This window comes from Streptomyces sp. A18 (assembly GCF_059026065.1).
The window spans coordinates 11,677-32,865 of record NZ_JBWLKL010000028.1 but is presented as its reverse complement, the minus strand read 5'-3'; the positions used below and the strand labels follow the sequence as shown (position 1 = coordinate 32,865).

The 21,189-nt window shown below is 71.4% G+C and carries 20 protein-coding genes; 11 read left to right on the top strand and 9 right to left on the bottom strand.

Translation table 11 applies throughout. The features are described 5' to 3' along the window. Positions 1 to 101: 101 nt before the first annotated feature. A complete protein-coding gene (locus AC5P1C_RS31570) occupies positions 102 to 1,511 on the top strand; it encodes an alpha,alpha-trehalose-phosphate synthase (UDP-forming) (RefSeq protein ID WP_493869369.1) in 1,410 nt (469 codons plus the stop codon). A gap of 167 nt (positions 1,512 to 1,678) precedes the next feature. On the opposite strand, the gene otsB is transcribed toward AC5P1C_RS31570, so the two are convergent. Genes otsB through AC5P1C_RS31555 form a run of 3 tightly spaced genes read right to left on the bottom strand, consistent with a single transcriptional unit; the run spans position 1,679 to position 4,086 of the window. Then, on the bottom strand, positions 1,679 to 2,539 hold the full coding sequence (otsB, locus tag AC5P1C_RS31565; RefSeq protein ID WP_493869368.1) for a trehalose-phosphatase: 861 nt from the start codon (positions 2,537 to 2,539) through the stop codon (positions 1,679 to 1,681). Positions 2,540 to 2,555: 16 nt separating this feature from the next. Continuing rightward, positions 2,556 to 2,810: a DUF3263 domain-containing protein gene (locus tag AC5P1C_RS31560; RefSeq protein WP_493869367.1), complete on the bottom strand. Its 255-nt coding sequence runs from the start codon at positions 2,808 to 2,810 to the stop codon at positions 2,556 to 2,558. A gap of 10 nt (positions 2,811 to 2,820) precedes the next feature. After that, a complete protein-coding gene (locus tag AC5P1C_RS31555; RefSeq protein ID WP_493869432.1) occupies positions 2,821 to 4,086 on the bottom strand; it encodes an extracellular solute-binding protein in 1,266 nt (421 codons plus the stop codon). Positions 4,087 to 4,218: 132 nt separating this feature from the next. On the opposite strand from AC5P1C_RS31555, the gene AC5P1C_RS31550 reads away from it, so the two are divergent. From AC5P1C_RS31550 to AC5P1C_RS31530, 5 genes are all read left to right on the top strand, one after another. Next, positions 4,219 to 5,112, top strand: a complete 894-nt coding sequence (locus AC5P1C_RS31550) for an SIS domain-containing protein (RefSeq protein WP_493869366.1) — start codon at positions 4,219 to 4,221, stop codon at positions 5,110 to 5,112. Between the two features lie 712 nt (positions 5,113 to 5,824). Beyond that, positions 5,825 to 6,790, top strand: a complete 966-nt coding sequence (locus AC5P1C_RS31545) for an ROK family protein (protein ID WP_493869365.1) — start codon at positions 5,825 to 5,827, stop codon at positions 6,788 to 6,790. Next, on the top strand, positions 6,790 to 7,941 hold the full coding sequence (nagA, locus tag AC5P1C_RS31540) for an N-acetylglucosamine-6-phosphate deacetylase (RefSeq protein ID WP_493869364.1): 1,152 nt from the start codon (positions 6,790 to 6,792) through the stop codon (positions 7,939 to 7,941). Before AC5P1C_RS31545 ends, nagA begins: the two co-directional genes overlap by 1 nt. A gap of 156 nt (positions 7,942 to 8,097) precedes the next feature. After that, positions 8,098 to 9,030, top strand: a complete 933-nt coding sequence (locus AC5P1C_RS31535) for a 1-phosphofructokinase family hexose kinase (RefSeq protein WP_493869363.1) — start codon at positions 8,098 to 8,100, stop codon at positions 9,028 to 9,030. Between the two features lie 79 nt (positions 9,031 to 9,109). Next, positions 9,110 to 9,970, top strand: a complete 861-nt coding sequence (locus AC5P1C_RS31530) for a class II fructose-bisphosphate aldolase (RefSeq protein WP_493869362.1) — start codon at positions 9,110 to 9,112, stop codon at positions 9,968 to 9,970. Positions 9,971 to 10,015: 45 nt separating this feature from the next. Here the strand turns inward: AC5P1C_RS31530 and AC5P1C_RS31525 are convergent, their stop codons facing one another. Both AC5P1C_RS31525 and cdgB read right to left on the bottom strand, forming a co-directional pair. Beyond that, positions 10,016 to 11,002 (bottom strand): carbohydrate-binding protein, encoded by a 987-nt coding sequence (locus AC5P1C_RS31525; RefSeq protein ID WP_493869361.1) that lies wholly within the window; start codon positions 11,000 to 11,002, stop codon positions 10,016 to 10,018. Between the two features lie 87 nt (positions 11,003 to 11,089). Then, positions 11,090 to 12,763, bottom strand: coding sequence for a diguanylate cyclase CdgB (gene cdgB, locus AC5P1C_RS31520; protein ID WP_493869360.1), 1,674 nt, complete (start codon positions 12,761 to 12,763; stop codon positions 11,090 to 11,092). A 452-nt stretch (positions 12,764 to 13,215) separates the two neighbouring features. On the opposite strand from cdgB, the gene AC5P1C_RS31515 reads away from it, so the two are divergent. Continuing rightward, positions 13,216 to 13,707, top strand: coding sequence for a flavin reductase family protein (locus AC5P1C_RS31515; RefSeq protein WP_493869431.1), 492 nt, complete (start codon positions 13,216 to 13,218; stop codon positions 13,705 to 13,707). Positions 13,708 to 13,751: 44 nt separating this feature from the next. Here AC5P1C_RS31515 and arfB read toward each other — a convergent pair whose 3' ends face one another. Next, positions 13,752 to 14,189, bottom strand: a complete 438-nt coding sequence (gene arfB / locus AC5P1C_RS31510; protein WP_493869430.1) for an alternative ribosome rescue aminoacyl-tRNA hydrolase ArfB — start codon at positions 14,187 to 14,189, stop codon at positions 13,752 to 13,754. Positions 14,190 to 14,386: 197 nt separating this feature from the next. On the opposite strand from arfB, the gene AC5P1C_RS31505 reads away from it, so the two are divergent. From AC5P1C_RS31505 to AC5P1C_RS31490, 4 genes are all read left to right on the top strand, one after another. Continuing rightward, positions 14,387 to 14,962: a TerD family protein gene (locus AC5P1C_RS31505; RefSeq protein WP_160505777.1), complete on the top strand. Its 576-nt coding sequence runs from the start codon at positions 14,387 to 14,389 to the stop codon at positions 14,960 to 14,962. Positions 14,963 to 15,130: 168 nt separating this feature from the next. Next, positions 15,131 to 16,381: a Tm-1-like ATP-binding domain-containing protein gene (locus AC5P1C_RS31500; protein WP_493869359.1), complete on the top strand. Its 1,251-nt coding sequence runs from the start codon at positions 15,131 to 15,133 to the stop codon at positions 16,379 to 16,381. A gap of 28 nt (positions 16,382 to 16,409) precedes the next feature. Beyond that, a complete protein-coding gene (locus tag AC5P1C_RS31495; RefSeq protein ID WP_493869358.1) occupies positions 16,410 to 17,246 on the top strand; it encodes a phosphoenolpyruvate hydrolase family protein in 837 nt (278 codons plus the stop codon). Positions 17,247 to 17,273: 27 nt separating this feature from the next. Beyond that, positions 17,274 to 17,789 (top strand): GNAT family N-acetyltransferase, encoded by a 516-nt coding sequence (locus AC5P1C_RS31490; RefSeq protein ID WP_493869357.1) that lies wholly within the window; start codon positions 17,274 to 17,276, stop codon positions 17,787 to 17,789. An 8-nt stretch (positions 17,790 to 17,797) separates the two neighbouring features. Here the strand turns inward: AC5P1C_RS31490 and AC5P1C_RS31485 are convergent, their stop codons facing one another. The 3 genes from AC5P1C_RS31485 to AC5P1C_RS31475 form a co-directional block, all read right to left on the bottom strand. Continuing rightward, entirely contained in the window at positions 17,798 to 19,246 is a 1,449-nt protein-coding gene (locus AC5P1C_RS31485; protein ID WP_493869356.1) for a M1 family metallopeptidase, read from the bottom strand. A 223-nt stretch (positions 19,247 to 19,469) separates the two neighbouring features. After that, on the bottom strand, positions 19,470 to 20,582 hold the full coding sequence (locus tag AC5P1C_RS31480; protein WP_493869355.1) for a YncE family protein: 1,113 nt from the start codon (positions 20,580 to 20,582) through the stop codon (positions 19,470 to 19,472). Next, positions 20,579 to 21,184, bottom strand: coding sequence for an ankyrin repeat domain-containing protein (locus AC5P1C_RS31475; protein ID WP_493869354.1), 606 nt, complete (start codon positions 21,182 to 21,184; stop codon positions 20,579 to 20,581). The genes AC5P1C_RS31480 and AC5P1C_RS31475 overlap by 4 nt, the downstream gene beginning before the upstream one ends. Between the last annotated feature and the right edge of the window lie 5 nt (positions 21,185 to 21,189).

Here is a 21,189-nt window from a genome sequence, read left to right as displayed (position 1 = left end):
GACCAAGCGCACCCCACCAGAGGTGATGGACGTATACGGCCGGGCCCGCCACGGGTCCGGCCGTACGTTTGAGCGCAGCCGGGAAGGGCTAGGTTCGGCACATGGTCTCCGAGCACGCCGCCGCCCAGGTTCTCGTCGCGTCCAACCGCGGCCCCGTCACGTACACCCTGGAGGAGAACGGGGAACTGACGGCCAAGCGGGGCGGCGGCGGACTCGTCTCCGGGCTCAGCGCGATCGGCGAATCGGACGGGGAATCGGCCCTGTGGGTCTGCGCGGCGCTGGGGGACGGCGACCGGGAGGCGGTGCGGCGCGGGGTAGGTGAACCGGGCGTGCGGATGCTGGACATCGATCCCCAGGTGCACGCGGACGCGTACAACGGGATCGCGAACTCGGTGCTGTGGTTCGTCCACCACATGCTGTACCAGACGCCGCTCGAACCGGCCTTCGGACCGGAGTTCCGTGCCCAGTGGGCGTCGTACGAGACCTACAACCGGGCCTTCGCCGAAGCGCTCGCGGAAAGCGCGGGCGACGGCGCTTCCGTCCTCGTCCAGGACTACCACCTGGCCCTGGTGCCGGGGATGCTGCGCGAACTACGCCCCGACCTGCGCATCGGCCACTTCTCGCACACGCCGTGGGCGCCGGTGGACTACTTCCGGATGCTGCCGGACGACGTCGCGGAGCAGCTGCTGCGGGGCATCCTGGGGGCCGACCGGGCGGCGTTCCTGACGGGGCGTTGGGCAGACGCGTTCACGGAGTGCTGCGTGGCGGTCCTCGGCGGTACGTCGGGCACGCGGATCGGGGTGCACGGGCTCGGGGCGGACGCGGATTTCCTGCGGGAGCGGTCGCGGCGGGCGGATGTGGAGGAGCGGCTCGCGGCGCTGCGGGAGCAGGTGGGCGGCGGGGGCGACGAGGGCGACCGGAAGGTGATCGTCCGGGTGGACCGGACGGAGCTGTCGAAGAACATCGTGCGGGGGCTGCTGGCGTACCGGGAGCTGCTCACGTCCCGGCCGGAGTGGCGGGAGCGGGTGGTGCACGTCGCGTTCGCGTATCCATCCCGGCAGGATCTCGCGGTGTACCGCGAGTACACCGCAGAGGTGCAGCGGGTGGCCGACTCGATCAACTCCGAGTACGGGGTGGAGGGTTGGACCCCGGTGGTGCTGCACGTGAAGGACGACTTCGCCCGCTCGCTCGCGGCGTACCGCCTGGCGGACGTGGCTCTGGTGAACCCCATCCGGGACGGGATGAACCTCGTGGCCAAGGAGGTGCCTGTCGTCTCCGACGAGGGGTGTGCGCTGGTCCTTTCGCGGGAGGCGGGGGCGTGGGAGGAGCTGGGGGAGGATGCGCTCGTCGTGAACCCGTATGACGTGACGGGGACGGCTGAGGCGTTGCACGCCGGGCTGACGATGCCGGTGGAGGAGCGGGCGGAACGTACCAAGCGGCTCGCGGCGGCGGGGACGGCGTTGCCGCCGGCGCAGTGGTTCCTGGATCAACTGCGGGCGCTGAGGGCCTGATTCCTGTTCCCCGACCTCGCCCCTTCCCGAAAACCCGCTCCGGCGCGGGTGCCTTGGTTGCCGTCATCACCGGCTCCGCCGAGTTCGTCCTCAAACGCCGGCGGGCTGAATCTTCAGCCCGTCCGGAAGGGGCGGAGTCGGTCGGGGACTCGAAGATTCGCCCGCCCTCACCCCAGCTGAGCGGCTACCGCGACGAGTAGCTCCACCACTCCCGACGGCCCGTCCACCACCAAGTCGGCCCGTTCCGCCAGCTCCGCCACCTCCGCGTTGCCGCTGCACACAAGCAGCCCCCGCACCTGGTCCGAACGGAGCTTCTCCACCGCCGCGTACGCGGGCAGGTCGCCCAGATCGTCGCCCGCGTACAGGACCGTCTCCGCGCCGACCTCCCGTACGTAGTCGGCGAGCGCGACCCCCTTGTCCATGCCCGGAGGGCGCAACTCCAGGACCAGGCGGCCCGGTTCGACGATCAGGCCGTGGCGGGACGCCAGTTCGGCGAGAGGGTCGCGCAAAGCCTCGAACGCCGCCTGCGGGTCACTCGCGCGGCGCGTGTGGACCGCCACCGCGCGGCCCTTCTCCTCGATCCAGGTCCCGTTCCAGGCGCCGATCGCGTCGAGGAAACCCGGCAGTTCGGCGCGCACGGACGCCACCCCCGGGTGCGGCTCGGCCGCGTGCACGGTGGAGGAGACGGCGTCCCACCGCTCGGCGCCGTAGTGCCCGAGCACGACGAGGTGTTCGAGACCCGGGATGCCCGCGAGCCCGCCGTACCGCACCGCCACGCCGGCCGGGCGGCCGGTGACGACCGCGACGGAGAGCACCTTCGGCGCGAGCGCGGCGAGGGCGGGCACGGCGTCGGGGTGGGCGCGGGCCTGCTCCGGGTCGGGCACGATCGGCGCGAGCGTGCCGTCGAAGTCGAGCGCGATCACGGCCTTTTCGGGCCGCGCGAGGAGCGCTGCGAGGCCCTCGCGCCCGGCCGGGGTCGCGGGTTCGGGCAGCTCGGGAGAGTACGGCGCGTACACAGGGTCACCCATGGGGCCGACCCTAACCTCAACGCTCCCCGCGCCGGGACTCCCTTATCCGCCGAAGGCGGTTGACGGTCACCGGATCGTGCGCGAGGGCGCGGGGGTCGTCGAGCAGGGCGTTCAGGAGCTGGTAGTAGCGGACCGGCACCAGGCCGAGCTGCTCGCGCACGGCCCGCTCCTTGGCGCCGGGCCCGGCGACCCAGTCCCGGCGCTCCAGGGCGAGGATCGCGCGATCGCGCTCGGAGAGGCCGGTGTCGTCCGGGGTTCCAGCGTCCGTCATGCCCGCCACGCTATTCCGCGTTCTCCTCCGTCGCCGCCTTGGTCTGGATCTGACCGAGGATCGACGCCGGATTGCCGTTCTCACCGACGGCCTTGCCGATGTACTTCTTCACGTCGACGGAGACCTGCGCCCAGGACGTCTTGCCCACCGGGTACAGCTGCGAGGTGGGCAGCTCGTCCAGGAACTCGGCGAGCGCCTTGTCGTTCTTGTTGCCCGTCATCTGCTGCGCCGCGGAGGTCGTGACGGGCAGCAGGTCGTACTCGCGCGAGAAGTCCAGGACGTTCTTCGTGCTGTAGGCGAAGTCGAGGAACTTGCCGACCTCCTCGCCGTTGCCGCGCTTCTTGAAGGCCATCATCCAGTCGGCGACGCCCATCGTGGCCTGGGCCTTGCCGTTCACACCGGGCATCGGCACCATGCCGTACTTCACGCCCTTCTTCGCGGCCATCTGCATCAGCGTGGGATGGCCGTTCAGCATGCCGACGTCGCCGCGCGTGAAGGCGGCGAAGGCCTCGGCGCGGTCGAGCTTGGCCGGGGGCGTGGGGCCCGTGAGGCCCTTGCCGACGAGTTCGTCCTTCAGCCAGGAGAAGGTCTTCACGTTCTGGATGGAGTCGATGTCATACGTGCCGACGTTGTCGGTGTAGCCGCCGCCACCGCTGAGCAGCCACTGCATCGTCTCGGCCTGCGCCTCTTCCGCGCCGAGCGGCAGGGCGTAGGGGATCTTCACGCCGCGCGCCTTGAGCACCTTGGCGGCGGCGGCCAGGTCGGTCCAGCTCTGCGGCGGGGTGAGGCCGGCGTCCTTGAAGATCTTCTCGTTGTAGAAGAGAAGGCGCGTGGAGGAGGCGAACGGCATGCCGTACTGGACGCGCTTGACCTCGCCCGCCTCGGAGAGGGGGGCCATGAAGTCGGCCTGGGTGGAGATGGAGACCAGGTCCTCGGTGCGGTACAGCTTGTCCTGCGCGGCGTAGTCGGCGTACGCGCCGATCTGGGCCATGTCGGGGGCGTCGCCCGCGTCGACCATTTCCTTGACCTTGCGGTCGACGTCGGTCCAGGAGTAGACGCTGACGTCGACCTTGATGCCGGGGTTCTTCGCCTCGAACTTCTCGACCAGCTCGTCCCAGTACTTCTGGGAGCTGTTGGCCTTGGAGTCTCCATAGTCGGCGGCCACCAGCTTGAGGGTGACGTCGCCTGAGTCGCCGGGACCGCCGCAGCCAGCGAGTACCGCCGCCGTGCCCAGTGCGGCTATCGCCGCGGTCAGTCCTGTCGCGCGCCGCTGCACAGCTGTTCCCACCCTCGATGATCTACGTGAACTGCGATTTTCCCTCGCGTCTGGACACGAGGTCTACACCACCTCAGTATCGCTTGTGCAACGGCGTACCAATGACGTCCCACCGGCAAGGAGCCTTGACGCATGTCGCGTACCGCAGCAGAGATCGCAACCCAGCCCGCCTGCTGGCACCGGGCGGCCGAGACAGCTCTCACCTTCGACGGTCTGCCGAAGCCGGGCGAGCGGGTGGCCGTCACCGGGTGCGGGACGTCGTGGTTCATGGCCCTCGCGTACGCGGCGCTGCGCGAGGCCGCCGGTCAGGGCGAGACGGACGCGTTCGCGTCGTCGGAGTTTCCCGTGGGGCGGAAGTACGACCGTGTGGTCGCGATCACCCGCTCCGGTACGACGACGGAGGTGCTCGAGCTCCTCGGCGAGCTGAAGGGCACGGTCCCGACCACGGCCCTGACCGCCGACCCGAAGACTCCGGTCATGGAGGCGGCGGACTCGGTGGCGGTCCTGGACTGGGCGGACGAGGAGTCGGTCGTCCAGACCCGGTTCGCGACGACCGCGCTGGCCTTCCTGCGGGCCGGGCTCGGTGACATCCCCGGCGTGAAGTCGGTCGCCGACGCAGCGGTGGACGCGGAGCTCGCCGTGACCGAGCCGCTCCCGGCGTCCGTGGTGGCCGCCGAGCAGTGGACGTTCCTGGGGCGTGGCTGGACGTACGGTCTCGCCCTCGAGGCGGCGCTGAAGATGCGGGAGGCGGCCGGGGCGTGGACGGAGTCGTACCCGGCGATGGAGTACCGCCACGGGCCGATCTCCATCACCGGCCCCGGCCGGGTGGCGTGGATGTTCGGGGTTCTGCCGGAGGGGCTGGCCGGTGATGTGGCCCGCGTCGGCGGTGAACTGGTCGCCCACGAGGAGGCGGACCCCTTGGCGGACCTGATCCGCGCCCAGCGCCTCGCGGTGGCCCTGGCCGAATCCCGGGGCTTCGACCCGGACCACCCTCGCAACCTGACGCGAAGCGTCATCCTGAGCTAGTCCCCTCCCGGGGCGGGCAGCAGATCTTGAACCGCCGCTTGTCCCATCCGGGGGCGCGGCTGGTCCTGAACCGCCGCTTGCCCCTTCCGGGGGGGCGGCAGATCCTGAACCGCCGCTTGCCCCTTCCGGGGGGGGCGGCTGGTCCTGAACCGCCGCTTGCCCCATCCGGGGGGGTGCGGCCGGCCCTGAACCGCCGCCTGCCCCTTCCGGGGGCGCGGCAGATCCTGAACCGCCGCTTCGCGGCGGATGTCTCCCACCCACCCACCCGATTGCCCCGCAGCGTCCCCCTCACGAACAAGGCTCCCCCACCCACCCGGACCCTCCGGGGCAATCGGGTTGGCGGGCGGGAAAGATCCGCCGCGAAGCGGCGGGCCTGTGGGGGCGGCGAACCCAACAGATCCGTCCCGCAGGGGCGGGCCGGCCGGGGGCGGACCCCCGGCAGATCCGTCCCGCAGGGGTGGGCCGGCGGGGGCGGACCCCCGGCAGATCCGCCCCGGAGCGGCCGACCGGAGCGGCCGACCGGCGGGGCGGAGCACGGCAGGCCCACCCCGGGACGGCCGACCGGCGGGGCGGGCCACGGCGGGGAGTGCGGGCAGGGGCCAGAGCAGGTCCCGGCGCAAAGGGGCACTGTGCCGCGAAAGGGACCTTTGACGGGGCGTAAGCCCCGGAAGTGGACTAGACCTCTCGCGGTCGACGCGCGAGACTGTCCCCCGTGAGACATGTCATCGCCCTCGATGTGGGCGGCACCGGAATGAAGGCCGCCCTGGTCGGGGCGGACGGCGCGCTCCTGTATGAGGCGCGGCGGGCCACCGGCCGGGAGCGGGGGCCCGACGCCGTGGTCGAGTCCATCCTCGACTTCGCCGCCGACCTCCGCGCCCACGGGATCAAGGAGTTCGGGGAGCCCGCCGCCGCGGCCGGCGTCGCGATCCCCGGGATCGTCGACACCGGGCGCGGCATCGCCGTCTACGCCTCGAACCTCGGTTGGCGCGACGTCCCCATGCGCGAGCTGCTCAGCCGCAGGCTGGAAGGCGTACCCGTGGCCCTCGGCCACGACGTACGCACCGGCGGCCTCGCCGAGGGCCGGATCGGCGCGGGCAAGGGCGCCGACCGGTTTCTCTTCGTGCCCCTGGGGACCGGCATCGCCGGAGCCATCGGGATCGGCGGCGGCATCGAACCCGGCGCCCACGGTTCCGCGGGCGAGATCGGGCACATCGTCGTACGGCCCGGCGGCCCGCCCTGCGGCTGCGGCCAGCGCGGCTGTCTGGAGCGGCTCGCGTCCGCCTCCGCGGTGAGCGAGGCCTGGGCCGCGGCCAGCGGTGACCCGGAGGCGGACGCCGCGGACTGCGCGAAGGCCGTGGAGTCGGGCGACCCGCGGGCCCAGCGGGTCTGGCAGAACGCCGTCGACGCCCTCGCCGACGGCCTCATCACCGCCCTCACCCTCCTGGACCCGCACACCCTGATCATCGGTGGCGGTCTCGCCGAGGCCGGGGAAACCTTGTTCACACCGCTGCGGGCGGCCATGACGGCACGCATCGTCACGTTCCAGACCCAGCCCCTCATCGTCCCCGCCGCCCTGGGGGACACCGCCGGGTGCCTGGGCGCGGGCCTGCTCGCCTGGGATCTGCTCAGCGAACCCGAGCCCCCCACCGACCCCGACTCCACGGAGGTAACCGCCTGATGGCCACGAGCAAGGTAAGCAAGGTCCTCGCCGGTGCTCAGGTGGTCCTGCCCACCGGGACCATTTCCAACGGCCGTGTGATCGTCGACGGCACGCGCATCGCCGGGAGCCCTCCCGCCGACGCCGAGGTCGTCGATCTCGCCCCCGGCCACTGGGTGGTCCCGGGCTTCGTCGACATCCACAACCACGGCGGCGGCGGTGCCTCCTTCACCTCCGGCACGGTCGAGGACGTACTCAAGGGCGTCCACACGCACCGCCTGCACGGCACGACCACCGTCGTCGCCTCCACCGTCACCGGCGAGATGGACTTCCTCGCCCAGCGCGCGGGCCTGCTCAGCGAGCTGGCCGAGCAGGGCGACATCGCGGGCATCCACTTCGAGGGCCCCTTCATCTCGCCGTGCCGCAAGGGCGCGCACAGCGAGGGCCTCCTGCGCGACCCGGACCCGGCCGAGGTCCGCAAGCTGATCGACGCGGCCCGCGGCCGGGCGAAGATGGTCACGCTCGCCACCGAGCTGCCGGGCGGCATCGACTCCGTACGCCTGCTGGCCGAGCACGGCGTGATCGCGGCCATCGGGCACACGGACGCGACGTACGAGCAGACGGTGGAGGCCATCGACGCGGGCGCCACCGTCGCCACGCACCTCTACAACGCGATGCCCGGCCTCGGGCACCGCGAGCCGGGCCCGATCGCCGCGCTCCTGGAGGACGAGCGGATCACGGTCGAGCTGATCAACGACGGCACGCATCTGCACCCCGCCTCGTTCGAGCTCGCCTTCCACCACGCGGGCGCCGACCGCACCGCGCTCATCACGGACGCGATGGACGCGGCGGGCTTCGGCGACGGGCGGTACATGCTCGGCCCGCTGGAGGTCGAGGTGAAGGACAGCGTCGCCCGCCTCGTCGAGGGCGGCTCGATCGCGGGCTCGACCCTCACCCTGGACCGCGCGTTCAAGCGCTCGGCGACCGTCGACGGGCTTCCGGTCGAGGACGTCGTGCGGGCCGTCTCCGCCAACCCGGCCAGGCTCCTCGGGATGTACGACACGGTCGGCTCGCTGGAGCCGGGCAAGGACGCCGACCTCGTGGTCCTGGACGCGGCGTTCGACCTGGTGGGCGTCATGCGCAAGGGTGACTGGGTGGTTGCGCCCAATTAGGCCCAACTCGGGTGATTTCACCACCCGTTGAAGAGGCAACGAAGAGAAGGCGGTTGGCCCGTACCCCTGGGCCAACCGCCTTCTCTTTGGCATGATCGGCCCCGAAAGAGACCGGCGGCAAGCGCGTTCTCCACTGATTCCGGGGGTGAGTGACGAGTGATCCTCACAGTGACGCTGAACGCCGCCCTGGACATCACGTACAAGGTCCCCGCCCTCACCCCGCACGCCTCGCACCGCGTCACCGAGGTCATCGAACGTCCCGGCGGCAAGGGCCTGAACGTCGCCCGCGTCCTCGCGGCCCTCGGCCATGACGTGACGGTGACCGGCTTCGCGGGCGGGGACACGGGCCGCGTCCTGCACGACCGCCTCACGAGCGAGCCCCGCCTCACGGACGCGCTCGTACCCGTCGAGGGCGCGACGCGCCGCACGCTCGCCGTCGTCGACGCGGCGAGCGGCGACACCACGCAGCTGAACGAGCCGGGCCCGGCGGTCTCACCCGCGGAGTGGTCCGCGTTCCAGGAGTCGTACGAGGAACTGCTGCGCGAGGGCACCACGGCGGTCGCGCTGTGCGGGAGCCTGCCGCCGGGGGTCCCGGTGGGCGCGTACGCGACGCTCGTACGAGCCGCGCGCGCCGCCCACGTCCCCGTGCTCCTGGACACCAGCGGCGAGGCGCTGCGCCGTGGCGTCGCCGCCCGCCCCGACATCGTCAAGCCGAACGCCGACGAACTGGCCGAGCTGACCGGCTCCCACGAGCCCGCCCAGGCGACCCGTGACGCCCGCCGCAGGGGCGCGCATGCGGTGGTGGCGTCCCTCGGCGCGGCGGGCCTGCGCGCCGTCACGCCGGAGGGCACCTGGCAGGCGGCCCCGCCGACCCGTGTGCGCGGCAATCCGACGGGCGCCGGTGACTCGGCGGTCGCGGGGCTGCTCTCCGCCCTGGTGGAGGGCCTCCCGTGGCCGGAGCGCCTCGCACGGGCCGTGGCCCTCTCGGCGGCGACCGTCGCGGCCCCGGTGGCGGGCGAGTTCGCGGTGACGACGTACGAAGACCTGCTCGCGCGGGTTTCGGTGACCGGGGAGGCCACCGCGGCGTGAGAACACGCGTCACCGCGTGGGCGACACACGACGTGACGCACAACGGGCCACTGCGGCCCAGGAATTGGGGACATTCATCGTGCCACTCGTATCCACCGGCGACCTGGTCGCCGACGCGCGCGCGGCGGGGCGCGGGATCGCCGCGTTCAACGTGATCACGCTGGAGCACGCGGAGGCGATCGCCGCGGGTGCCGAGCAGGCGGGCACCCCCGCGATCCTCCAGGTCTCCGAGAACGCGGTGAAGTTCCACGGCGGCAACCTGTCCGCGATCGCGGCGGCGGCAGCGGCGGTGGCGAAGTCGTCGTCGGCCGCGCTCTCCCTGCACCTGGACCACGTCATGGACCCGGAACTGCTGCGGGCCGCGCACCCCGAAGGCTTCAGCTCGGTGATGTTCGACGCGTCGAAGCTGCCGTACGAGGAGAACGTCAAGGCGACGGCGGATGCCGTGCGTTGGGGCCACGAGCGGGGTATCTGGGTCGAGGCGGAGCTGGGCAAGGTGGGCGGCAAGGAGGGCGAGGCCCCCCTGGACGCGCACGCGCCGGGAGTCCGCACGGACCCCGCGGAGGCGGCGGCGTACGTCGCCGGCACGGGCGTCGACGCCCTCGCGGTGGCGGTCGGCTCCTCCCACGCGATGACGTCCCGCACGGCGTCCCTGGACCACGAGTTGATCGCGGCGCTGACGAAGGCCGTCCCTGTGCCGCTGGTGCTGCACGGCTCAAGTGGCGTGCCGGACGCGGAGATTCGCGCGGCGGTGGCGTCCGGCATGGTGAAGATAAACGTGGGCACGGCGCTGAACACGGCGTTCACGGGAGCGGTCCGGGAGTACCTCGGCACCCACGAGCAGGGCGTGGACCCCCGGAAATACCTCGCCCCGGCTCGCGAGGCGATGGCCGGGACGGTGGCGGGGTTCCTGGGGCTGCTGAAGCACCCCCAGGAGTAGGCCAGGAAGGCCAGGAGTAGCCCCAGGAGAGTGGGTGGGGAGGGGTCAGCCGTTGCTGCCCTCCACGAGCCGCATCTGGTCGATGTTCGCCCCGGTCGTCCCGCACAGGTCGCTCTGGGCGCAGGTGAGCGTGACCGAGTTGGTGCCCTTGGTGAGCTGGACCACCGCCCAGGTGTTGGTCCAGCCCTTCTCCCAGTCGCCCTCCTTAGCGTGGGCGAAGTTCTTCATGTTCAGGGGGCGGGTCTGCTTCTTGCCGTTGACGAGGATCGTGGCGTTGGAGTCCTTGCCGGGGACGCCGTACTTCACGTGGAGGCTGTACGAGCCGGCCTTGGGGATGCCGTTCACGGTCCACGTCACCTGGGCCCCGACCTTGTCGAACCCGGATACGTAGACACCGCCCTCGGACTCGGCGCCCTCGTAGTCCGAGGCCGTCGTCGTGCCGCCCTCGAGCTTCAGTGCCTTCGCGTCCGTCTTCGGGAGGTCGACCGGCTTCTCCGGGTCCTTGGACGGCTTCTCGCTGGGCTTGACCGTCTCGCCCTGCGTCGCCTGACCACCCGCGTCGTTGTTCTTGCCCTTGTCGTCGTCGCCGCCGAACATCATCGCGGCGCCGATCCCGATGGCGACGACCGCGACGACCGCGATCGCGGCGATCAGCAGACCCTTGGTGTTGGGGCCGCCGCCGCGGCTGCCGGAGCCACGGGACGCCGGGGTGTACTGCGGTGCCGTGGGGCCCCCGCCGGACTGTGCCTCCGGGGCGGCGTAGTGCGCGTTCGGCTGGCCGTAGGCCTGCTGCTGCGGCGGTACCTGCTGGCCGTACGTGGGCGCGGCCTGCGTTCCGTACGTATTGGGGCGGCGGTCACCAACCGCGCGCACCTGGTTGTACGAGGACCGGGGACCCGGGTACCCGTAGCCGCCCCCGCCGCTGGGCGGGGTGGCGCCGGCCGCCTGTCCGTCTTCGTACAGATAGCCGAACGGATCGTCGTCGCCCTCTGGCGCGTTCGGCGTGTGTTCGCCGTTATTGCCGGGCGTCATTCCCAGGTCACTCCCTCATATCGCTGACCGGGGGAGCCTACCCGCTCCGAGTGAGGTCACGGGGTGGCGTTGACCTCATCCGGACGCTCAGCCCGCCCGCCTGTGCTGCTTGGCACGGGACCGTTTCTCCACGTACATCCGCTGGTCAGCGGAGTGCAACACCTCGTCTGCCGACATCCCGCAGTGCGCCCACCCGATGCCGAAACTGGCCCCCACGCGGACCGCACGCCCGTCCACCCGGATCGGCGGGATGATCGCGTTCCGCAGCCGCACCGCGAGGTCCTGCGCGTCGGCACGGCCGAGCCCGTCGGCGAGGACGACGAATTCGTCACCCCCGAGCCGCGCGACCGTGTCCCCGTCGCGTACGCCGCTGGTGAGCCGCCTGGCCACCTCGATGAGAACCGCGTCACCCGTGTGGTGCCCGAAGCGGTCGTTGATGGACTTGAAGCCGTCGAGGTCGCAGAAGAGCACGGCCAGGCCCTTCGTGCCGTCGTCCGTGTCCCCGTGGCCCTCGGGCGGCGCGACGGTGTGCACGTGGTGGTCGAAGCCCTCGGCGCCCTGCTGAAGGGCGTGCGCGTTGTTCGAGCCGTAGTCGAAGCTGTGCTGCCCGTCCGCGTCGTACACGCCGTCGTACGCCGCGTCCAACGAGTCCACCGCGCTCGGCTGGCCCGCGTGCGGCCTGCGGCAGAGGCGGGAGCTGAGGCGGGAGCGGAGCTCGGCGGAGTTGGGCAGGCCGGTCAGGGAGTCGTGCGAGGCGCGGTGCGCGAGCTGCAGCTCGCGGCGCTTGCGCTCCTCTATGTCCTCGACGTGCGTGAGCAGGAAGCGCGGGCCGTCGGCGGCGTCCGCGACGACGGAGTTGCGCAGGGACACCCAGACGTACGTCCCGTCGCGCCGCGCCAGGCGCAGCTCGGCCCGGCCGCCCTCGGCGGAGGTCCGCAGGAGCGTGCCGATGTCCTCGGGGTGGACCAGGTCGGAGAACGAATAGCGGCGCATCGCGGACGCGGGGCGGCCGAGCAGGCGGCACAGCGCGTCGTTCGTGCGCAGGATGCGGCCGTGCTGGTCGCCGCCCATCTCGGCGATGGCCATGCCGGACGGGGCGTACTCGAAGGCCTGGCGGAAGGACTCCTCGCTGGCCCGCAGCGCCTGCTGCTCGCGCTCCAGGCGGACCAGGGCGCGCTGCATGTTGGCGCGGAGCCGGGCGTTGCTGATCGCGATGGCGGCCTGGAAGGCGTACATCTGGAGGGCCTCGCGGCCCCAGGCGCCGGGCCTGCGGCCGTTGCGGGGGCGGTCCACGGAGATCACGCCGAGCAGTTCGCCGCCGGCCGCGCCCGTCGCGTACATCGGGGCGAAGAGACGGTCCGCCGGGTGCCACTCGTCCTCGAAGCGGGGCTCGGGGCCGTCCGTGTACCACTGCGGGACGTCGTCCTCGTCCAGGACCCAGCCCTCGGTGTACGAGATGAAGCGCAGGGCGCCCCAGGCCTCGCCCATGGAGAGCCGCTTCTCCCAGGCGTCGCGGGAGCCGACCCGGCCGGTGATGAGGGCCTCGGCGGCGGTGTTGCCCGCGAAGGCGGCGACCACGAGGTCGCCGTCAGGGCGCACGAGATTGACGCACGCCAGCTCATAGCCAAGGCCGTTCACCACGCCGTCGGCGACGGTCTGCAGCGTGTCCGCCAGGCTCCGGGCCGTGTTGAGATCCGCCACCACCTGATGCAGCTGCCGCAGGGTCGCAAGACGGACGTACGGCTCCGACTCGGTCTCCATTGCTCGCTCTCCCCGAGACCTCGACAGCAACTCCAGGATTCGCAGCGCCCTTAGTGTTCTTCAGTACTGAGCAGTACCTGAGTTCTCTCAGTGTCTGATTGCCACCGTCACTGAATCACAGCGAGCAGCTCACCCGGTACACAGGGTCAACAAAATATGGGTCCTGTGACTCAAGTCACAGATGGGAAGCCTTCGTTGGTCCAGTCCACTTGTCCTGCGCATGCCTCATGACGGGCATCGCGGACCCCATCGGCCATCGGTCCTAGGCCCGGTCTCGGCCCTCGGCCCGATGTGGCGACCGGGGTGGCGGGGCTAGCGTCACTCCCGTGGTTCCCGTACTGAAGACATCCCTGGAGAGCGCTCCCGCGACTCCCCCCGCCCCTCCCTCCCCCCGAGTCCCGCCCCTTGACGGGCATCCTGTGGGGGTGAGCAACGAAGAGTTCCGCGCCGCCATGTCCCGGCTCGCCGCGGGTGTGGTCCTGGTGACCGCCCGCGAGCCCTCACTCGACGCGGACGACCCGCAGGCGCCGGTCGGCGAGGACGTCGGCATGACCGCGACGGCCTTCCTCTCCGTGTCCCTCGACCCGCCGCTCGTGCTGGTCAGCCTGCGTGAGGGGTCCCGGATGGACGACCTTCTCGCCGAGCAGCCGCTGTGGGGCGTCTCGGTGCTCTCCGAGAGCCAGCGCCACATCGCGGGCCGGTTCGCGATGAAGGGCAGGATCAGCGACCGGCTGCTCTTCGAGGACATCCCCTACGTACGGGGAGAGACGTCCGGGGCGCCGTTGATCGGCGGGGCGCTGGCGACGCTGGAGTGCAGGACCGAACAGACGGTGACAGCGGGTGACCACACCCTTGTCATCGGGCGAGTACTTTCGGCTGATCTGCCGAGCGCGGACGGTGGCCCGCTGATGTATTTCAAGGGGAAGTACCGGCAGCTGGGTTGATGGTTTCGGGTTGAACGGTCTTTGCTGCCGGGACTGTTTGCTGCTCAGCCCCAGCCCTCCCCCGAGCGGCCGCGCTTGGTCTGGCTGCGCTGCTTCTTCTCGCGGAGCCGCCGCTCGTTGATCCCCCGGGGGATCTTCGTGGCGCGGCGGGGCCGCGGCGGCGGCGCGGTGGCCTCGGCGAGCAGTGCGGCGAGGCGGGTGGCCGCCATCTCGCGGTTGCGCCACTGCGAACGGTGCTCGGAGGCGCGCACGCTGACGACACCGCCGACGAGCCGGCTCGCGAGCCGCTCCAGGGCGCGCTCCTTCCACACCGGAGGCAGCGCTTCCGTGTTGGCCAGGTCGAATCTCAGCTCCACCTGCGAATCGCTGGTGTTGACGTGCTGACCGCCCGGCCCGGACGACCTGGAGAAGCGCCACATGAGCTCGGCCTCGGGCAGGGAGACGGAGCCGCGGATGACATAGGGACCGGACATGGGTCCTATCGTCCCGCGTCTGTCCGGTCCACGTCACCCGTATTTACGGCGCGTCCCGCTTGTGACGGGTGGGGCGCCAGAGACGAGTAAAGAAAGTAAAAGGACCAGGAACCTCTGGGACCCTGGTCGACGTTCATAGGGGTGACGGTAGCTTCGTCCCCAGTACGAAGCCCGTTCGTACGCAACGAGGGAAGGGACTCCCAACAATGGCAGTAAGCCTGTCCAAGGGTGGCAACGTCTCGCTCACCAAGGAGGCTCCGGGCCTGACCGCCGTCACCGTGGGCCTCGGCTGGGACGTCCGTACCACCACTGGCACCGACTTCGACCTGGACGCCTCGGCCATCGCGGTGAACCCGCAGGGCAAGGTCTACTCGGACGGCCACTTCGTCTTCTTCAACAACAAGGCGACGCCGGACCAGACCATCGTGCACACCGGTGACAACGTCACGGGTGAGGGCGAGGGCGACGACGAGCAGATCAACGTGAACCTGGCCGGTCTCCCGGCCGACGTGGACAAGATCGTCTTCCCGGTCTCGATCTACGACGCGGAGAACCGCTCGCAGAACTTCGGCCAGGTGCGGAACGCCTTCATCCGCATCCTCAACCAGGCCGGTGGCACGGAGATCGCCCGCTATGACCTGAGCGAGGACGCCGCCACCGAGACCGCCATGGTCTTCGGCGAGCTGTACCGCAGCGGCGCGGAGTGGAAGTTCCGCGCGGTGGGCCAGGGCTACGCGTCCGGCCTCGTCGGCATCGCGCAGGACTTCGGCGTCAACGTCTGAGGTTCATGGGCGAGTTCATCTGAGGCTCAGAGCCCAGCTCACGAGGGCCCCCGGCGGAATCTCTGCCGGGGGCCCTCGTCGTCGCCGTGGCGCACCGGTCGTTGCCTCCACGGGGCGTGGGCAGCAGGATCGGCGGCACCACCCACCACTTGAAGGAGTGTGAGGGCCATGGCGACCGTGGTGCTGGTCGGGACGCTCGACACCAAGGGCGCGGAGTACGCCTGGCTGCGCGAGCGGCTCAGGGAGTACGGCAGCGACACCCTGCTCATCGACACCGGCATACTGCCTCCACCCCCGCAGACCCCCGCCCCCGACGTGCCCGCCGACGCCGTGGCCCGCGCGGCGGGACACGACCTGTCGAAGCTGCGCGGCGCGGGCGAGCGGGGCGCGGCCGTGGCGGCGATGGCGGACGGCGTGACCGAGGTGGTGCTCGACCTGCACCGGCGGGGCAAGTTGCACGCGGTGCTCGCCGCTGGGGGCAGCGGCGGCTCGTCGATCGCCGCGCAGGCGATGCGCGCGCTGCCGATCGGGGTACCGAAGGTGCTCGTCAGCACGATGGCGGGCGGGGACGTGTCGCCGTACGTGGGCAGCAGCGACATCACCCTGATGTACAGCGTCGTGGACATCTCCGGCATCAACGCGGTCTCCCGGCAGGTTCTGGGCAACGCGGCGGCGGCAGCGGCGGGCATGGCGCGCCGATTCGAGCGCAACCACGACGAACTGGCGGGCCGCGGGCGCAAGGTCGTCGCGGCGACGATGTTCGGCGTGACGACGCCCGCGATCGACGCGGCCCGCGCCCGCCTGGACGCGCTCGGGTACGAGGTCCTGGTCTTCCACGCGACGGGCGCGGGCGGCCGGGCGGTGGAGAAGCTGGCGTCCGACGGCCTCCTGGACGGCGTACTGGACCTGACGACCACCGAACTCGCCGACGAGTTGGTCGGCGGCGTCCTCTCCGCGGGCCCCGACCGCCTCACCGCGGCAGGCCGCGCGGGCATCCCCCAGGTGGTAGCTCCCGGCGCCCTCGACATGGTCAACTTCGGCCCCGCTTCGACGGTCCCGCCGCAGTTCGCGGACCGCACGCTCCTCGTGCACAACCCCACGGTCACGCTGATGCGCACGACGGCCGAGGAGATGGCCGCGCTCGGCACCACCCTCGGCCACAAGCTCGCCGCGGCGCGCGGCCCCGTCGAGTTCTTCTGGCCGCTGCGCGGGGTCTCGGCGGTGGACACCGAGGGCGGCCCGTTCGAGGACACCGCGGCGGACGAGGCCGGTCTCGGCGCGCTGCGGACGACGGTGCGGGGCAGCGGCGTTCGGCTCCACGAGGTGGACGCGCACATCAACGACGCGGAGTTCGCGGTGGCGATGGCGGACCGCCTGGACGAGCTGATCGGCGCACGCGCGCTGAAGCAGACGCCGTGACGCACGACTTCACCCCGAGGAGAAGCTCATGACACACATCACCCGCAAGGAAGCCCTGGCACGCCTCAACTCCCAGGTGGTGAAGGGGAATCCGGTGATCGGAGCGGGGGCCGGCACGGGCCTGTCCGCCAAGTGCGCGGAGGAGGGCGGCGTGGACCTCCTGATCATCTACAACTCGGGCCGCTACCGCATGGCGGGCCGCGGCTCCCTGGCGGGCCTGCTCCCGTACGGCGACGCGAACGCGATCGTGGTGGACATGGCCAGGGAGGTGCTCCCGGTGGTGAAGGACACCCCGGTACTCGCCGGGGTGTGCGGCACCGACCCGTTCCGGGACATGGGCCGCTTCCTGGACGAGCTGAAGGGGATGGGCTTCACCGGCGTACAGAACTTCCCGACGGTCGGTCTGTACGACGGCACGTTCCGCACCCACCTCGAAGAGACCGGCATGGGTTACGGCCTGGAGGTGGACATGATCCGCGAGGCCCACGCCCGCGACCTCCTGACGACCCCGTACGTCTTCGACCCCGATCAGGCGGCGGACATGGCCCGAGCGGGCGCGGACGTCCTGGTCCCCCACATGGGCCTGACGACGAAGGGCGCGATCGGCGCGGGCACGGCGCTGACCCTGGACCAGGCGGCGAGCGCGGTCCAGGAAATGCACGACGCGGCCAAGCGCGTGAACCCCGACATCCTGGTCCTGTGCCACGGCGGCCCCATCGCGGAACCGGAGGACGCGGCACACGTCCTGTCCCACACCACGGGAATCGCCGGCTTCTTCGGCGCATCATCGATCGAACGCCTCCCCACGGAACGAGCGATCGTGGCCCAGACACGCGCGTTCAAGTCCCTGAAGCCGCACGCCTGAACAGGGCCGACGGCTAACCTCCGCCGCATGATCCTCGAACCGCTCACCCCCGCGGAGGACGGCGCGCTCCCCGGAGAACTGCTCACCGAACTCACCGCCCTGTACGCGTCGAACCGCGCGTTCCACGCCCTCTCCGGGGACTTCCCCGACCCCGACGACATCCGCCCCGAGCAGGTCGCCGCCGCGCTCGCGGATGAGCTTGCCGAGCCGGCGGCGCGGGTGCTGCTCGCGCGGTCCGAGGGGCGGGTCGTCGGGATCTGCGTCACGCTGGACCGGCATCCCGACCCCACCGACCCGGATCCGTGGATCGGGCTGCTGATGGTGGATGCCGGGCAGCAACGGCGTGGGTACGGGCGGGAGTTCGCGGGGCGCGTCGAGGAGCGGTTCCGGCGCGGCGGGCGGACCGGGGTGCGGCTTGCCGTGCTCGAAGGGAACGAAGCCGGGCTCGCCTTCTGGGGTGCGCTCGGGTACGAGGTCATCGACCGGCGGCGCGATCGCGGGGCGGGTCGGCCCTGCATCGTGTTGCGCAAGGCGGTGGCGTGAGGGCCGTCTTACGGGTGTTCAGGCTTGCCGTCGCCGTACAGCCATGGGCCCCAGATCGCGCGGACCTTCTTGCGCGCCTTCTCGCTGCCCGCGTGTTTCTCGACGTACCGCGTGAAGTCCTCGGTGTTCGCGTTGCCGTGGCGGTGGGTCTTCGTCCAGCCCTGCACGATGTCGTAGAAGGTGTCGTCGCCGACCGCCTGGCGGATCTTGTGGATGACCATGCCGCCCCGCTCGTACACCGGGCTGTCCGAGATGTTCGCGGCGGACGGCGGCTTCGCGGGCGGGAAGGCCCAGATCGCGTCGTTGTCCTCCTTGTCCTCGTAGTAGTCGCCCGCGTAGATCTGCTCGAAGATCTCCTGCACGCTGTCGCCGTCGTTGTCCTCCTGCCACAGCCACTCGGCGTACGTCGCGAAGCCTTCGTTCAGCCACATGTCCCGCCAGGACTTGGGCGTCACCGAGTTCCCGAACCACTGGTGGGCCAGCTCGTGGACGATGAGCCCGGTCTCGGGGGCACCGGGGAAGGTGGGGCGGGTCTGCGTCTCCAGGGCGTACCCCGCGTCCCCTTCCTGGGCGACGATCGCGCCGGTCGACGAGAAGGGGTAGGGGCCGAAGTTCAGCTCCTGCCACTCCATGATCTCGGGGATGCGGGCCAGCTCCTTGGCGCTGTCCTTGGCCTCGGAGGGTTCCACCGCCGTCAGCACCGGGATGCCGGACTTCGTCGTCGACTTCTTCACCTCGTACGGCCCGACCGCCACCGTCGCCAGATAGCTCGCCATCGGCTCCGCGCTGTGCCAGGCGAAGGTGGTGCGGCCGTTCTTGGTCGACTCGCGGGTCAACTCGCCGTTGGAGATGGCCTTCAGGCCCTGGGGGACGGTGACGCGTATGTCGTACGAGGCCTTGTCCGAAGGGTGGTTGTTGGAGGGGAACCAGGCCATCGAGCCCGTCGGCTCGCCGAGCGCCAGAGAACCCTCCTCCGTGCGCAGCCAGCCCTCCTCGGATTCGTCCGGGTCGGTGATGGTCTCCGGGTTGCCGGAGTAGCGGACGATCGTGCGGAACGTCTCGCCCTCGTCGAGGTCGTCCGCGGGCCGGATCGTCAGCTCCTGCCCGTCGCGGTGGAAGGAGGCGTCCTTCCCCTCGACGGTCACGTCCTTCACCTCCAGACCCTTGAGGTCGAGGTTGAAGGCGCTGAGGTCCTGGGTGGCGCGCGCCGTGACCTCGGCGGTGCCCGTGAGGCGGCGCGCGTCGGGGTCGTACCCGAGGGTCAGGTCGTAGTGCGCGACGTCGTAACCGCCGTTGCCCAGCTTCGGGAAGTACGGGTCACGCACGCCGTCGGCCCCGGGCGTGCCATGCACTCCGGAGCCGCTGCAGGCGGTGAGGGCGAGGGCGGTGAGGACGGCGGCCGAAGTGCCGCGCAGCGCCGTGGATCGTGGGTACACACCTGTGATCTTATGCGGCATATGTTCGGTGGGCCGTCACGGGCTTCACCGGGGCTTCATCGCGGGCTTCACCGGGAGGTCCGCCCCGGCAGGGCGGCGGGCCGGCAGTGCTCGGTGAACAGCCGGGGCGACCGGCTCGCCCCGGCTGGAGAGGCCGTCGAGGAACCGCCGGAAGCGGGCACTGCGGGCGGGAGGACCTGCACCAGCATCGGCGCCGCTCCACGAGGGCACTCCCCGCCGGGCCCTAGAGCACGGCGACGCCCAACGGCCGCTCCCCTGCCGGGAGTCGGCGCGTGTCCCCGCTTGCCAGATCGATGACGGTGACCCCGTTCCAGAACCCGTCGCGGGTGAAACCGCCGGTGACGTAGGCGGTGGCGCCGTCCTCGGAGACGGCGACGTCCTCGTGCGGGCCTTCGAGCGGGAAGACCTTCTCCTTGCCGCCCTTCGTACGCATGGTCAGCGAGGGTCCCTCGTCCGCCGAGGGGTCGATGGGGCCCGTGCCGACCGCGAACAGCGTGCCGTCGTCGGTGATCTGCGCGCCGTGCTGGTGGGTGTTGGCCGTCATCTTCTCGATGTCGTACTCACCGGTGCGCGGGTCGAGCACGACGAGCTTCTCGCCCTCGAAGGGCAGCAGGAGCCTGCCGTCCGATGGCCGTACGGCGGCGTAGTGCGGCTTGAGCCAGGAGCCCAGGCCGCCTTCGGTGCCGTAGGGGGCGACTTCCATGCGGCGCGGCTTCAGGGAGTCGGCGCGTACGGCCGTCACGTCGAAGGAGTCGTGGTTGGTCGCGTAGACCTCGCGGCCGTCCTTCGACACGTCCACGTCGAAGGGCCGCCTGCCCACCGGGACGGTGTCGGTGACCTCGCGGTCGTCGGTGTCGATGACCTCCAACATCCCCTTTCCGTCGGGCACGTTGACGCCCACGTAGACGTGCTCGCCGTCCGGGGCGACGGCGATGCCCATGCCGCCGCCGCGGTACTCGCCGGTCGTCGCGGGGCCGCTGTCCGTCTCGTACGGGATGCGGTCGACGCGCTCGCGGGTGCCGGTGTCGACGACAGCCACCGCGTCCGCGGTGGCGACCCAGGCGCGGCCGTCCTCTCCCACGGTGAGCCCGTAGGGCGCGGTGCCGACCTTCACGGAGTCGATGGGGCCACGCTCGGGGTCGACGAACGTGACGGTGTCGGAGCCGAAGTCGGCCACCAGGAGGGTGCCGTCCGGGGTGCGCTGTTCCGTGGGCAGCGTGGCCGTGGGGGTCGCGGGCTCGGCGGCGGAGGCGGCCGGGTCGTCGCTGCCGGTGGCGCAGCCCGCGAGGGCGGCGACGGCCAGGAGGGCGATGACCGCCGCCTTGGGAGCCTTCACGAGGCGGCACCCCTCAACAGCGCGGCGATCTCCGCGAATCCGCGGCGTTCCGCGTGTGCGAGGGGCGTGACGCCGTCCCGGTCGGCGAGACCGGGCGTCGCACCCGCGGCGAGCAGCAGCTCCACGATCTCCTGGTGCGGACGGCCGCCGTCACCAAGGATCACGGCCTCCAACAGGGCGGTCCAGCCAAGGCCGTTGACATGGTCGACGTCGATGTCCGTGACGCACAGGACCTCCCGTACGTACGCGACATGACCGCGCTCCGATGCCGGGATCACCGAGATGCCGCCGAAGCGGTTGCGGAGCTTCAGGTCGGGTCCTGCCGGGAGCAGGACGTGCAGCATGGCGACGCTGCCCGTCACGCCGGTGACCAGCCAGGGGCTGTCGGCGCGGTGGTCCTGCGCGTCCACGTCGGCGCCCGCGGCCACCAGGACCCGGGCCGCCTCGACGTGGTCGCCGATGGCGGCGAGCAGCAGCGGCGTGCGCAGCTCGCTGTCGCGGGCCTCGACGCGGGCGCCCGCGTCGAGGGCGGCTCTCACCTCGGCGGCGTTCCCGGCCCGTGCGGCGTCGAGCAGCCGCTGGTCGTCAGCGGGCCTTGTCATGATCG